The organism is Stenotrophomonas maltophilia group sp. vghtpe118, assembly GCF_052605195.1.
The window spans coordinates 3,138,762-3,152,268 of record NZ_CP199672.1 but is presented as its reverse complement, the minus strand read 5'-3'; the positions used below and the strand labels follow the sequence as shown (position 1 = coordinate 3,152,268).

The window sequence follows — 13,507 nt, the reverse complement described above, 5'->3', positions numbered from 1 at the left end:
AGCGCCGGGCCATGCCCGGCGGATTGATCTGGCGATCACGCTGCCGGACCGGGCCGTTAACCGCCACGCAGGCACGATCAGGCTTCGTCCACAACGGAGCCTTCCATGACCGAGTATCAGATTCCCGGCCGCGTACCGGACGACAGCACGCCGCGCGACGCGGTCAGCAACTACTGGCGCGAACGCTACACCGCCGAACCGTACTACGACGACCAGCTGTTCTTCGAGGACTATGAACCGGCCTACCGCATCGGCCATGCCGCGCGTGCGCAGGACATGATCCGCGCCTACGAACAGGTCGAAGCTGAACTGGAGTCGCGCTGGGCCAGCGAGCGTGGCCGCAGCCGGCTGGAATGGGCGCAGGCACGTAACGCCGTGCGCCGCGGCTGGGACGAAGCGCAGCTGGCAGATCCGCGCTTGAAGCGATAGCGCCAGGCTGCTGTAGAGCCGAGCCTACGCTCGGCTCCCGCACCACGTCTGTAACGTCGAGCCATGCTCGACTGAGCCGAGCATGGCTCGGCTCTACACCGGCTCGATCATTCCTGTTCCGGCAGCGGCGGCACGATCGCGCTGAGCTTGCGCTCGCCACCACCGGCGGCGATCAGGTCGCGGGTGTTCTTCTGCACAGCCACTGCACCGAACAGCGACAGCGCATATGCCATGCCGTAGAAGCCCTTCTCGCTCGGTGCCAGCGTGGCATTCCACAGGCCAATCAGCAGCAGCATCAGCGCCGACAGCAACGCGAACCAGCACAGCGCGTAGTACAGGCCACTCACCGGAATGCCTTCGACGCGGTCGCGCACGCTCTTCTGCAGCGACACCGCCGCGAACAGGCCGAACAGCAGCAGGGTCAGGTAGTAGCCCTTCTCGTTGAGCGCCATCGTGGCATTGAACAGGCCGATCAGGTACGCCGCCGCACCCAGCAGCAGGGCCACCCACGAGGCAGCGATGAAGGCGGTGGAGGGCTTGTGGGGCATGGCAGTATTCATTGCAGGTCCTTGGCAGGCAGACGGGCATGCTTTGCCCGGGCGTGCCCACCCTAGACGATCCCGCCGCTGTCGCACAGGGGGGCGCAGGACCTTCGGGCCACGACGGTCACGGCTGCGGTGGTATACAAGGGGCAGCCCGGCCATCCGCATCCCCGCCCTGGAGATACCCATGACCCGTACGCCCCTGCTGCTCGCCCTCGGCCTCGTGCCGATCCTCGCCACCTCCGCCTGCAACGCCGCCGATCCTGGCGCCAACGGCGCCCAGACCGCAGCGCCCGCAGCCTCCTCCGCCGCCGACCAGCGTCCGTTCACCGCCACCGAAGTCAGCCGTTTTGACCAGCCTTGGGCGATGACCTTCCTGCCGGACGGCAGCCTGCTGGTCACCGAGAAGCGCGGCAAGCTGCAGCACCTGGATCTGGCCAGCGGCCAGAAGCATGAGATCACCGGCGTTCCGAAGGTCGCCTACGGTGGCCAGGGTGGCTTCGGCGACATCATCCTGCACCCCGACTTTGCCCGGAATCACGTCGTTTACCTCAGCTATGCCGAGGAAGGCACGCTGGATACCCGCGGTGCGGCCGTGGCCCGGGCCACGCTGGCGCTGGATGCGAACGGGGGTGGCCAGCTGAAGAACCTGAAAGTGATCTGGCGGCAGAGCCCCAAGGTCAGCGGCGAGGGCCACTACGGGCATCGCCTCGCGTTCGGCCCGGACGGCAAGCTGTGGATCAGTTCCAGCGAGCGCCAGAAGTTCGATCCGGCCCAGGACATGGGCGGCAACCTCGGCAAGATCATCCGCCTCAACGACGATGGCAGCCTGCCCGCCGACAACCCGTTCGCCTCGCAGGGCGGGGTTGCCGCACAGGTGTGGTCGCTGGGCCACCGCAACATCCTGGGCATGGCCTTCGATGCCAACGGCAAGCTGTGGGCGCACGAGATGGGCCCGGCCGGCGGCGACGAACTGAACCTGATCGTGCGCGGCGCCAACTACGGCTACCCGATCGTTTCCAACGGTGACCACTACGACGGCCGCCCGATTCCCGACCACGATACCCGGCCGGAATTCGCCGCCCCGAAGGTGAGCTGGACGCCGGTGATCTCGCCGGCCGGCTTCGTGATCTACAGCGGCAGCCTGTTCCCGCAGTGGAAGGGCAGCGGCTTCATCGGCGGCCTGTCGTCGACCTCGCTGTTGCGCGTGGCCTTTGATGGCGACAGCGCGCGCGAAGCCGAACGCTTCAACATGGGCGAGCGCATCCGCGAAGTGGAACAGGGCCCGGATGGCGCCCTGTGGCTGCTGGAAGACGGCAGCAAGGCGCGCCTGCTGAAGCTGACGCCGAAGGCATGAGGTGCCGCCGGCCGCTGGCCGGCACGTTTCTCCGCAACGGCCCCGCGTGCGGGGCCGTCTGCGTTCACTGGATGGTGATGACCTTCACCTCGGTCTGCGTGCAGGCCTTGTCCAGGCACGTTCCGTTCAACCACACCTGTCCATCGCCAATCATCACGCCCTGCTGGTTGACGAACACCTTGCCGAAGTCCTGCCCGGACACCGCCTTGACCACTTCCGGGGTGATGATCTTCTCGTAGTTGCGCTGGAACTCTCCGGGGCCGGAGATCTTCTTTCCGCCGCTGATGTTCAACGGGAAGCGCACTTGCTCGACCACCGCAGCACGATCACCGCCGACCACGGCGGTCTTGAACGCGTTGAAGACCTTCTCGAACTGCGCGGCATCGCCGAGCAGCGATTCGATGCGCGCACGCGCGTCCTCGGCGGGCGCCTCCGCGGCCGGTGCCGCCGGTGCGGCGGCGGCAGGTTCGGCGGCCGGCGCCGCCGGCTCAGCGGCAGGCGTCGCTGCCGCGTTCGCTTCCATCGGCGGCGGCGCATCCGCCGCAGGCTGCGCCGGGGGCTCAGGCTGCGAACAGGCCGCCAGCAGCAGAGCGGGAATCAGGTAGGCCATCCGGCGCATACGCGCACTCCATCGAAACAGGAAGCCCGATGGTAGCGCCGCCGCAGTGACGGCAACAAAAAGGGGACGGAGGGGATCAAGTCGTTAGTGGCACAAACGACTTGATCCCCTCCGTCCCCTTTTTCTGATCAGGCCTTCAGCAGTTCGAACTGCACGGCTTCGCCGGCGGCCGACGAGGCGCAGACCCACAGGTCGAACTGGCCCGGTTCGGCACGCAGCACGCCATCGCGGCCGGTGAACGCCAACTGCTCGCGGGTCAGGGTGAACACCACGTCGGTCGACTCGCCCGGCTGCAGTGCCACCTTGCGGAAGTCCTTCAGTTCGCGCACCGGACGCACGCGGCTGGCCACGCGGTCGTGGATGTACAGCTGCACCACTTCCTCCCCGGCCACATCACCGCTGTTGGTCAGCGTGGTGGTGATGGTCAGGGTGTCGTCCCAGCCGAGCTGCACAGCACTCAGCTGCGGCACGCCGTAGGCGAAGGTGGTGTAGCCGATGCCGTGGCCGAACGGGTACAGCGGCTCGTTCGGAATCTCGCGCCAGCGGGCCTTGAACTCCGACATGGTCGGCAGCTCCGGACGGCCGGTGCGCGGGTGGTTGTAGAAGTACGGCTGCTGGCCGGACACCTGCGGGAAGCTGACCGGCAGGCGGCCGGACGGGCTGTAGTCACCGAACAGCACATCGGCCACGGCATGGCCGGTCTGCGTACCCAGGTACCAGGTCACCGCCACGGCCTGCGCATTGCGCACCGCGCCCTGCAGCGCCAGCGCGCGGCCATTGCGCAGCAGCACCACCAGCGGCTTGCCGGTCATCGCCACGGCCTCGGCCAGTGCCTGCTGTGCCGGCGGCAGGGTGATCTCCACGCGCGATTGCGCTTCACCGCTGTAACGCTGCGGTTCGCCCAGCGCCAGCACCACCACATCGGCGCGCAGCGCGGCAGCCACCGCCGCTTCGGTACCGCCCGGAATGGCCGCTTCCAGTTCGCAGCCCGGCACGATTTCCAGCAGCGCTTCGTCGCCGATGGCGGCACGCACGCCGGTTTCCAGGTCGACGTAACGCTGCTTGTCGCCGAACAGCGTCCAGCAGCCTTCGATGTTCTCGCGGTCCTGCACGAACGGGCCGATCAGCGCGATCTTCTGCCCGGTCTTCTGCAGCGGCAGCACGTTGTCGCGGTTGTTCAGCAGCACGATCGAACGGCGCGCGGCATCGCGCGACAGTTCATCATGCGCAGCGATATGCGAGGTATCCGCTTCGCGCGCCGGGTCCAGCGAACGGTACGGGTCGTCGAACAGGCCGATGGTTTCCTTCAGCCACAGGATGCGGCGCACGCCTTCATCCAGCACCGCCATCGGCACTTCGCCGCTCTCGACCAGGCCCGGCAGGTGCTCGGCGTAGAAGCCGCTCTGCATGCTCAGGTCCAGGCCGGCGGTGAACGCCTTGGCGGTGGCATCGCGGTCGTCGGCGGCATAGCCGTGCGCGACCAGCTCCATGTCGGCGGTGTAGTCGGAGATCACCACGCCCGGGAACTTCCATTCGCCGCGCAGGATGTCGGTCAGCAGTTCGGCATTGGCGCTGGCCGGCACGCCGTTGATGTCGTTGAACGAGGACATCACGGTGATCGCGCCGGCCTCGAAGGCGGCCTTGAACGGCGGCAGGTGCACATCGCGCAGGGTCTGCGGCGAGATGTCCACCATGTTGTATTCCATGCCGGCCATCACCGCGCCGTAGGCGGCGAAGTGCTTCGGCGTGGCCAGCAGCGAATCGGCGGCGCGCAGGTCGCTGCCCTGGAAGCCACGCACGCGGGCGGCAGCGAACGCACAACCCAGCACCACGTCCTCACCGGCACCTTCGGCGCCACGGCCCCAGCGCTGGTCGCGGGCGATGTCCACGGCCGGGGCATAGGTCCAGTGCAGGCCGGCAGCGGTGGCTTCGATGGCGGTGGCGCGCGCGGTGCGCTCGGCCAGGTCCGGCTCGAAGCTGGCGGCCTCGCCCAGCGGGATCGGGAACACGGTACGCATGCCGTGGATGACGTCGGCGGCCAGGATCACCGGGATGCCCAGGCGGCTCTCCTCGGTGGCGACCTGCTGGATGCGGCGGCCCAACTCGGCGCCCACGCCATTGAACAGCGAGCCGACCTTGCCCTCGCGCACCTGCTGCAGCACCTGGTCGGCATTGCGCACGTTGGCTTCCGGGTTCACGTCCGGGGCGAACGGGCGGACCATGTCCGCGAAGACACCCAGCTGGCCGACTTTTTCCTCGACGGTCATCTGGGCAATGAGGGATTCGATGCGATCGGAGGCCACCGGCAGTCCTTGATGAAAACGTTTACAAGCCCGGCATTCTAGCGATCCCGAGCCATTTGGCGAGAGGTTTCTTCGTTCAGTTTCAGCCAACAGCGGGGCCCGTATGGTCCCGCCAGGGGCACCGCAGCTTACTCCGAGCCGGCCAACTGGCGCTGCCCGGCCATCAACATGGCGTCGCTGGAGGCCTGGAACACCCGCAAGCCAAACGCCGGCAGAATCGCCAGCAGGTGGTCGAAGATGTCCGACTGCACGGCCTCGTACTCGCTCCAGGCGGTGCTGCGGGTGAAGCAGTACAGCTCCAGCGGCAGGCCTTCGGTGGTGGGCTGCAGCTGCCGCACCAGCAGGGTCATGTCGGTGTGGATGCCCGGATGGCTGCGCAGGTAACGCTCCACATAGGCACGGAAGGTACCCAGGTTGGTCACCCGGCGGCTGTTGACCTCGGCCACGCCCTGCTCGCGCAGGCGCCCGTTCCACTGCCCCAGTTCCTGCTCCTTTTCACGCAGGTAGTCACGCAGCAGCGCGAATTCGCCGAGGAAGGCCAGGTCGCCGTCGTCGAGGAAACCGACGCTGTGCTGGTCCAGGTACAGCGCGCGCTTGATCCGGCGGCCACCGGCCTCCTGCATGCCGCGCCAGTTCTTGAACGACTCGGTCACCAGCTTCTTGGTCGGGATGGTGGTGATGGTCTTGTCGAAGTTCTGCACGGTGATGGTGTGCAGGGCGATGTCGATGACGTCACCGTCGGCGTTCTGGCTGGGCATCTCGATCCAGTCGCCGATGCGCACGCGGCCATCGCCACTGATCTGCACGCTGGCCACCAGTGACAGGATGGTGTCCTGGAAGATCAGCATCAGCACCGCCGTGGCCGCGCCCAGGCCAGTCACCAGCGGGCCCAGCTTCACCCCAAGCAGGGTGGCGACGATGGACAGGCCGGCGGCCACGAACACCACGATCTTGACCACCTGCAGGTAGCCCTTGATCGGCTTGTTGCGCGCATCGGGCTTGCGCTCGTACAGGCTGTTGGCCGCGTCCAGCGCATGCGAGAACGCCATCGACACCGTCAGTACGGCCCACACGATGCACAGCTTGATGATGACGTTGACCAGGCTGGGCGGCAGGTCGGGGATGAGGGTGATGCCCGAGGCGATCACCTGGCTGGGTACCACGTTGGACAGGCGCGAAATCACCCGCATCAAATGGCTGCCACGGCCGGACTCGGCCCCTGGCAGGCGCTGCAACAGGCGCCGCAGGCCACGCAGCAGGATGCGCTTGGTCACCCAGTTGGCCAGGCCGGCGGCGATCAGCAGCGCCGAGATCATCAACGCCAGGTAGGCGCCGGGATAGGGTTCCAGTGTGTTCTGCAGCCGTTCCAGCCACTGTACCGCCACCACCGCATCCACCATCAGTTGTCTCCTGTCTGTTTCGTTGTTGCCAAGGTTGCCGGCCAGCGGCCGGCACTACCGGGGTTTCCGGCCGGCGGCCGGATTTACCGGGTCAGTCCCGCGAGCGTTCGATGATCACGCCCACCGCGCGCGCGCCGCGCACTGCGCCGGGCTTGCTCAGCTTCAGCCGCAGCCACTTCACGTCGAATTCGTCCAGCACGATCTGCGCGCAGCGCTCGGCCAGCGTCTCGACCAGGCCGAACTCCGACTCGCGCACGAACTGCTCCAGGCGCTTGCTCACCGCCTTGTAGTTCAGGGTGTGGGCGATGTCATCGGTGGCCGCGGGGCGACGGTTGTCGAAGCCCATTTCCAGGTCGAACACCAGGTCCTGGCGGATCCGTCGTTCCCAATCGTAGATACCGATCAGGGCGTCGATCGTCAGCCCTTCGATGAAAACCTTGTCCATTGCGCTTACCGGCACGAATACAGGAAGCCATGGTAACGGCACGGCGGTGAGCCTGCCCGGAACGGGCGGTGGGCGGCCGGCAGGGACGCGGCTCCAGAAAAGACAAAGGGCCCTGCTAGCGGGGCCCTTTGGTACTACCGTTTGTCCCCGGGGGGAGCTGAAATCCAGCCGCGAGTCCCGGTGGCGCAGGCACGCAGATTAGGCAAGGACCAGATCGCCGGTCAAGGCCAATTCCGACAGGGCAGGTCAGGTATTCGTCCGAGGCAAAACGCAGAAGTTCAGCCGCGCGGACAACGACGTTCCCTGATGGTCGCCGCGGCCCACTCTCGCAGACATCGATCCCTCCTTCACCACCGCACATGACGATGGCTCCATACGATGTACTGCGGCGCGCGTTGTCAGCGGAGCGTCTGTCTACTTACGAGAGAATCGCATCGACCTGCAGCCGCGACGTCACAGCCGAATCCCTGTACCTGTGGAACATGCGGATGTGCAGTGCTCTGATGATGCCGGTCCATCTGTGCGAAGTGGTCACCCGCAACGCCGCTGCAGCGGTGCTCGCCAGGCAGCATGGCCCGCGTTGGCCCTGGAATGGTGCCTTCCGACGGAGGCTGCCAACCTCATCCAGTACTTCTCCGCGCACGGCACTGGAACAACTTGCCAGCCGCGTAACCGATACACCTGGGATCGTCGCCAACCTGCCGATGGTGTTCTGGCAGCAGCTCTTCACCTGTCGCTTCGACTCCACGCTTTGGATACCCGCACTCAGCAGGGTTCTGCAGCATGCTCCCTCTGCTCATCCCAGTGCCGTCAGGAAAGCCATCCATGCGGATATCGGACGCATCCGCCACCTGCGCAACCGCATCGCCCACCACGAACCGATCCTCGAGCGCGACATCGGCGCCGACCTGGCCGCGATCGGGCGGCTGATCCATGCCCGCTGCCCACACACGCTGGGCTGGCTGCAGCGCCATGAGCGGGCGACAACCGTGCTGGCGACCTCGCCGTTGGCTGGTCGTCCGTAAAGCGTCCGCCGGGCGTGGCCCGGCGCCACCGGCTCAGACCGCCGGCAGGGTCGCCATGTCCCAGCGCGGGGTCACATCCACCTTCGGCGGGCTGTGCTGGCCAGCCTGCAGCCGCAGCGCCCCAGCGAAGGCGATCATCGCGCCGTTGTCGGTGCACAGTGCAGGCCGCGGGAAGCAGGCGCGGCCGCCGAGACGCTCGGCCATCTGCTGCAGGCGGGCGCGCAGGCGCTTGTTCGCGCCGACACCGCCGGCCACCACGATCACATTGGTCCCGGCCGCTTCCAGCGCGCGCTCGCACTTGATCGACAGGGTCTCGACCACCGCGTCCTCAAAGCCCCGGGCAATGTCGGCGCGGGTCTGCTCGCTCTGGTCGCTGTCGCGCCAGGCCATCAGGACCTGGGTCTTCAGGCCGGAGAAGCTGAAATCCAGCCCCGGGCGGTCGGTCATCGGCCGCGCGAAGCGGTACACGCCCGGCGTGCCCTGCTCGGCCAGCCTGGCCAGCTGCGGGCCGCCGGGGTACGGCAGGCCCATCAGCTTGGCAGTCTTGTCGAAGGCCTCGCCGGCCGCATCGTCCAGGGTTTCGCCCAGCAGGCGGTACTGGCCGATCGCATCCACCGCCACCAGCTGGGTATGGCCACCGGACACCAGCAGCGCCACGAACGGTGCTTCCGGCGGGTCGTCTTCCATCAGCGGAGCCAGCAGGTGGCCTTCCATATGGTGTACGCCGACGGCCGGTACCTCCAGCGCCCAGGCCAGCGATCGGGCCACGCCGGCGCCGACCAGCAGCGCGCCAACCAGGCCAGGACCGGCCGTGTAGGCCACCCCATCGATGTCGCCTACACCCAGACCGGCTTCGGCCAGGGTCTGGCGCACCAGCGGCAGCAGCTTGCGGACGTGGTCGCGGCTGGCCAGCTCGGGCACCACGCCACCGTATTCGGCGTGCAGGGCGATCTGGCTGTAGACCGCATGGGCGCGCAGGGCCGCGCTGCCGGCCAGGTCGGTGTCATACACCGCCACGCCGGTCTCATCACAGGAAGATTCGATGCCAAGGACTCGCATGCCTGCTATTATGACGCCCCTGCCGTCCCCTCGGGGGACGTGCAGGTCTCACTGCTTTCGAACCGCCGGCCCGTATTCAGGGTTGGCCGCTTGCAGTTTGTCGATTCGCCGCTATAATGTGCGGCTCGCCGGGCGTGACCCGGTTCTACTGTGTCCCGGAGATTCCATGCCCAGCGTCAAAGTCCGCGAGAACGAGCCCTTCGAGTTTGCTCTTCGCCGCTTCAAGCGCACTTGCGAAAAGGCCGGTGTGCTGGCCGAAACCCGCAAGCGCGAGTTCTACGAAAAGCCGACCCAGGAGCGCAAGCGCAAGGCCGCCGCTGCTGTGAAGCGTCAGCTGCGCCGCTCGTCGCGCGACGTCACCAAGCGTCAGCGCCTGTACTGATCGGACGCATCTTCATTGCGGCGGGCCTGCCCGTCGCGATGGAGCCGAAGCCGGCACGCGCGAGCGTCGCCGGCTTTTTGCGTTTCCGGGTTCGGGCATCCGCCCCGCCCCACCTACCACCACGAGGTTCCTCATGAGCATGAAGCAGCAGCTCACCGAAGACATGAAGGCCGCCATGAAGGCGGGCGAGAAGCACAAGCTGGGCGTGATCCGCCTGATCAATGCCGCCATCAAGCAGCGCGAAGTGGACGAGCGCATCGAGCTGGATGACACCGCTGTGATCGCCGTGCTCGACAAGATGGTCAAGCAGCGCAAGGACTCGGTCAGCCAGTACGAAGCGGCCAACCGCGAAGACCTGGCCGAGATCGAGCGCGCCGAGATCGTGGTCATCGAAGCCTACCTGCCGGCCAAGATGGGCGAAGCCGAGATCGTGGCCGCCATCCAGGCCGCCATCGCCGAGACCGGCGCCTCCGGCCCGGCCGACATGGGCAAGCTGATGGGCGCACTGAAGCCCAAGCTCGCTGGCCAGGCCGACATGGGCCTGGTGTCCAAGCTGGTCAAGCAGCAGCTGGCGTAATCCGGTACACGGAGTCGGATCCCTTTCGCAACGCGAAAGGGCTCTGACCCCATTGATGCACCCGCTTCACCGCACCTTCGTCGGTCGCCTGCTACAACCACACCCATGGTTGAACCCGAGCCCAACGTTCCCGTGTCCCTGCACAAGTACCTCAAGCGCCTGCAGGACAGCTTTCCGATGGCGGTGGCCAAGCGCTTCATCGACGTCGACGTGCTGACCCAGGCCGCCTCCGTTTCCTTCTACGCCCTGCTGTCGATGGCCCCGCTGCTGGTGCTGCTGCTGTGGTTGACCGCTTCGCTGTACCCGCCGGCACAGCAGGCGCTCATCGACCAGATCAGCTCGGTGGCTGGCAGCAGCGCGGCTACGGTGGCCGAAACCGTCCTGAAGAACGCCGACAACCAGCCCGACGTCGGCTCGTTGGCGGGGCTGTGGAGCACGCTGCTGCTGTTCGTCGGCGCCACCGCCGTGTTCGCGCAGCTGCAGAACGCGCTCAACCTGATCTTCCGCACCAGTGGCGAGCGCCTGGAGGGCATCAAGGCCTGGCTGCGCAAGCGTGTGTTCTCGTTTGGCGTGGTGCTGGCCCTGGGCTTCCTGCTGATCCTGTCGATGACGGCCACCACGGTACTGCAGGTGGCCTTCGCGCAACTGCCCTCGATCCTCCCCGCGCTGGGGTACGTCACCAGCCTGCTGCTGTACGCGGTGGGGTTCGCCTTCATGTACCACTATCTGCCCGACCGCCGCGTGGCGTGGCGCCAGGCCTTCATCGGCGGCGTCATCACCTCGGCACTGTTCGCACTGGGCCGCTACGGCATCGGCGTCTACATCGCCACCGTGGCCCCCGGCAGTGCCTACGGCTCGATGGGCGCCCTGGTGATCTCGCTGGTCTGGATCTATTACGCGACCGTGGTCTTCTTCGTTGGCGCGCTGATGACCGCGGTGATCGATGAGCGCCTGCGCGCGCGCCATCACCTGGCCGCCGCCGGCATCGATCCGGCCACCGCCAGCCAGGTGCCCGACAGGGGGTAAACTAGGCCGACCGCCCCCGGTTCCGTCGCGTGGTCCTGTACCGCGCCCTGCCCTGCTGCCCATGGCCCGTATCCCCGACGCTTTCATCGACGACCTGCTGGCCCGCACCGACATCGTCGAGGTGGTGGGCAGCCGCGTGCCGTTGAAGCGCCAGGGCAAGGAATACGCCGCACGCTGCCCTTTCCATGACGAGCGCTCGGCCTCGTTCACGGTCTCGCCCACCAAGCAGTTCTATCACTGCTTCGGCTGCGGCGCGCACGGCACCGCGATCAGCTTCCTGATGAACTACGACCGCCTCGAGTTCCTCGACGCGGTGGATGAGCTGGCCAAGCGTGCCGGCATGGACGTGCCGCGCAACGAAAACCCGCGCAGCCCCCAGCAGCAGGACGACAGCCGCGAGCTGTATTCGGCACTGGATGCCGCCGCCCGGTTCTTCCAGAAGAACCTGGAAAGCAGCGACAAGGCACGCAGTTACCTCGATGGCCGTGGCGTGGACGAAGAGAACCGCGCGCGCTTCCAGATCGGCTACGCGCCGGACGGCTACAGCGGCCTGCGCGACGCGCTCGGCAAGGACGAGCGGCGCATGAAGCTGCTCGACCGCGCCGGCCTTTTCTCGAAGAACGACCGCGGCCACGTCTACGACAAGTTCCGCGACCGGGTGATGTTCCCGATCTTCGACCGCCGTGGCCGGGTGATCGCCTTCGGTGGCCGCGTGTTCGAGAAGGACGACGGCCCCAAGTACCTCAACTCGCCCGAAACCGCGCTGTTCCACAAGGGCCGCGAACTGTACGGCCTGTGGCAGGTGCGCCAGGCCAACCAGAAGATCGAGCGGTTGATCGTGGTCGAGGGCTACATGGACGTGGTTTCGCTGTTCCAGTTCGGCGTCACCCAGGCGGTGGCCACGCTGGGTACGGCGACCACGCCGGACCACGCCGAGCTGTTGTTCCGCAACGCACCGGACGTGTTCTTCTGCTTCGACGGCGACGCCGCAGGCCGCCGCGCCGGCTGGAAGGCGCTGGAGTCGGTGCTGCCGCGCATGAAGGATGGCCGCCAGGCCTTCTTCCTGTTCCTGCCCGATGGCGAGGACCCGGACACCATCGTGCGCAAGGAAGGCGCCGAGGCCTTCAACGAGCGCCTGAAGCAGGCCACGCCGCTGTCGCAGTTCTTCTTCGATGAACTGACCCGTGAGATCAACCTGGGCACGCTGGACGGCAAGGCGCGCCTGGCCGAACGCGCAAAGCCGATGCTGGCGCAGATTCCCGACGGTGCCTTCGGCGACCTGATGAAGCAGCAGCTGGCGCAGCTGACCGGCCTCGGTGGCACTGCCCAGGCCACGCGCGCGCCGATGCCGCAACGCCAGCCACATCGGACGATCCAGCCGGTGGCCAAGCGCAGCCTGGTGCGCGGCGCGATCGCCGTGCTGCTGCAGCAGCCGTCGCTGGCGCTGACCCTGGGCGGAAAGCATCACTTCCAGGGCCTGCGACTGCCGGGCGTGGAGCTGCTGCTGGAACTGCTGGGGCTGGTCGAACAGCGCCCGGACATCAGCACCGGCGCCCTGCTGGAACACTTCGACGGCCGCGAGGAACAGGCGTCGCTGCATACGCTGGCCGCTCAGACGCTGCCCGGCACCGAGGCCAGCTGGACCCAGGAACTGCACGACGCGGTGGCACAGCTGGAGAAACAGCTGCTGGTGCAACGTCTGGAGGAGTTGTTGGCAAAGCAGCGCCAGCAGGGCCTGGACGATACTGACAAATACGAACTGCGCGAGCTGCTGAAGGCCCGCGCCGGGCTGCGCCTGTAGCGGCAGAACGTTTTCACGGAGAGGACCATGCTGCTGCGCCTGACCTGCCTGCTGTTGTTGTCGCTCTGCCTGCCACTGGCGGCCCTGGCCACAGATGGCCCGCTCAATGAAGTCCGCCCGGGCCTGTATGCCGGCGGCCAGCCCTCCGCCGCACAACTGCGCGAACTTGCCGCGCAGGGCGTGCGCACCGTGATCGACCTGCGCCAGCCCGGCGAGGACCGGGGTTTCGACGAAACGCGCGTTGCCGAATCATTGGGCCTGCGCTACGTGCGCATTCCGGTGGCCGGTGCCGAGGGGCTCGATGCCGCCAACGTGCGCGCCGTGCACCAGGCCCTGCGGCAGAGCCAGGGGCCGGTGCTGCTGCACTGTGCGTCCGGCAACCGCGCTGGCGCCGTGCTCGGCCTGGTCAACGCACGCTACGAACATGCCAGCCCCGAACAGGCCCTTCAGCTGGGCCAGCGTGCTGGCCTGACCTCGCTGGAAGCCGCCACCCGCCAACGCCTGGCCACGCCGGTCATCTCGCCCTGAACTCTCCGCACCAA

14 protein-coding genes are annotated in these 13,507 nt (G+C 67.2%); 8 read left to right on the top strand and 6 right to left on the bottom strand.

Features of this window, described 5'->3' with window-relative positions; all coding sequences use genetic code 11:
• Nucleotides 1–105: 105 nt before the first annotated feature.
• Nucleotides 106–429 (top strand): hypothetical protein, encoded by a 324-nt coding sequence (locus tag ACUDTM_RS14380; RefSeq protein ID WP_057498696.1) that lies wholly within the window; start codon nucleotides 106–108, stop codon nucleotides 427–429.
• Nucleotides 430–536: 107 nt separating this feature from the next.
• Here the strand turns inward: ACUDTM_RS14380 and yiaA are convergent, their stop codons facing one another.
• Nucleotides 537–989: an inner membrane protein YiaA gene (gene yiaA / locus ACUDTM_RS14375; protein WP_111201288.1), complete on the bottom strand. Its 453-nt coding sequence runs from the start codon at nucleotides 987–989 to the stop codon at nucleotides 537–539.
• Nucleotides 990–1,158: 169 nt separating this feature from the next.
• Between yiaA and ACUDTM_RS14370 the strand changes: the two genes are divergently transcribed.
• Entirely contained in the window at nucleotides 1,159–2,328 is a 1,170-nt protein-coding gene (locus ACUDTM_RS14370; RefSeq protein ID WP_445391373.1) for a PQQ-dependent sugar dehydrogenase, read from the top strand.
• A gap of 64 nt (nucleotides 2,329–2,392) precedes the next feature.
• Here ACUDTM_RS14370 and ACUDTM_RS14365 read toward each other — a convergent pair whose 3' ends face one another.
• The 4 genes from ACUDTM_RS14365 to folB all read right to left on the bottom strand — a co-directional run bounded on the left by ACUDTM_RS14365 (nucleotide 2,393) and on the right by folB (nucleotide 7,095).
• Nucleotides 2,393–2,947 carry a hypothetical protein gene (locus ACUDTM_RS14365; RefSeq protein ID WP_445391372.1) on the bottom strand — a complete coding sequence of 185 codons (555 nt, stop codon included), beginning with the start codon at nucleotides 2,945–2,947 and terminating at the stop codon, nucleotides 2,393–2,395.
• A gap of 128 nt (nucleotides 2,948–3,075) precedes the next feature.
• Nucleotides 3,076–5,250: a glycoside hydrolase family 3 N-terminal domain-containing protein gene (locus ACUDTM_RS14360; protein WP_053498698.1), complete on the bottom strand. Its 2,175-nt coding sequence runs from the start codon at nucleotides 5,248–5,250 to the stop codon at nucleotides 3,076–3,078.
• Nucleotides 5,251–5,378: 128 nt separating this feature from the next.
• Nucleotides 5,379–6,650 (bottom strand): mechanosensitive ion channel family protein, encoded by a 1,272-nt coding sequence (locus ACUDTM_RS14355; protein WP_072169029.1) that lies wholly within the window; start codon nucleotides 6,648–6,650, stop codon nucleotides 5,379–5,381.
• Nucleotides 6,651–6,741: 91 nt separating this feature from the next.
• On the bottom strand, nucleotides 6,742–7,095 hold the full coding sequence (folB, locus tag ACUDTM_RS14350) for a dihydroneopterin aldolase (RefSeq protein WP_005415016.1): 354 nt from the start codon (nucleotides 7,093–7,095) through the stop codon (nucleotides 6,742–6,744).
• Between the two features lie 359 nt (nucleotides 7,096–7,454).
• Here folB and ACUDTM_RS14345 point away from each other — a divergent pair, with 359 nt between their 5' ends.
• Entirely contained in the window at nucleotides 7,455–8,120 is a 666-nt protein-coding gene (locus ACUDTM_RS14345) for a hypothetical protein (RefSeq protein ID WP_445391371.1), read from the top strand.
• A gap of 33 nt (nucleotides 8,121–8,153) precedes the next feature.
• On the opposite strand, the gene tsaD is transcribed toward ACUDTM_RS14345, so the two are convergent.
• Nucleotides 8,154–9,179 carry a tRNA (adenosine(37)-N6)-threonylcarbamoyltransferase complex transferase subunit TsaD gene (tsaD, locus tag ACUDTM_RS14340; protein ID WP_088496628.1) on the bottom strand — a complete coding sequence of 342 codons (1,026 nt, stop codon included), beginning with the start codon at nucleotides 9,177–9,179 and terminating at the stop codon, nucleotides 8,154–8,156.
• Between the two features lie 166 nt (nucleotides 9,180–9,345).
• Between tsaD and rpsU the strand changes: the two genes are divergently transcribed.
• From rpsU to ACUDTM_RS14315, 5 genes are all read left to right on the top strand, one after another.
• A complete protein-coding gene (rpsU, locus tag ACUDTM_RS14335) occupies nucleotides 9,346–9,561 on the top strand; it encodes a 30S ribosomal protein S21 (protein WP_002808376.1) in 216 nt (71 codons plus the stop codon).
• 133 nt (nucleotides 9,562–9,694) lie between these two features.
• Nucleotides 9,695–10,138: a GatB/YqeY domain-containing protein gene (locus tag ACUDTM_RS14330; protein WP_005415013.1), complete on the top strand. Its 444-nt coding sequence runs from the start codon at nucleotides 9,695–9,697 to the stop codon at nucleotides 10,136–10,138.
• Nucleotides 10,139–10,243: 105 nt separating this feature from the next.
• On the top strand, nucleotides 10,244–11,164 hold the full coding sequence (locus ACUDTM_RS14325; protein WP_005415012.1) for a YihY/virulence factor BrkB family protein: 921 nt from the start codon (nucleotides 10,244–10,246) through the stop codon (nucleotides 11,162–11,164).
• A gap of 61 nt (nucleotides 11,165–11,225) precedes the next feature.
• Complete coding sequence (dnaG, locus tag ACUDTM_RS14320) at nucleotides 11,226–12,965, top strand: DNA primase (RefSeq protein WP_353761269.1); 1,740 nt, start codon at nucleotides 11,226–11,228, stop codon at nucleotides 12,963–12,965.
• Nucleotides 12,966–12,992: 27 nt separating this feature from the next.
• Complete coding sequence (locus ACUDTM_RS14315) at nucleotides 12,993–13,493, top strand: fused DSP-PTPase phosphatase/NAD kinase-like protein (RefSeq protein WP_088496631.1); 501 nt, start codon at nucleotides 12,993–12,995, stop codon at nucleotides 13,491–13,493.
• Nucleotides 13,494–13,507 lie beyond the last annotated feature (14 nt).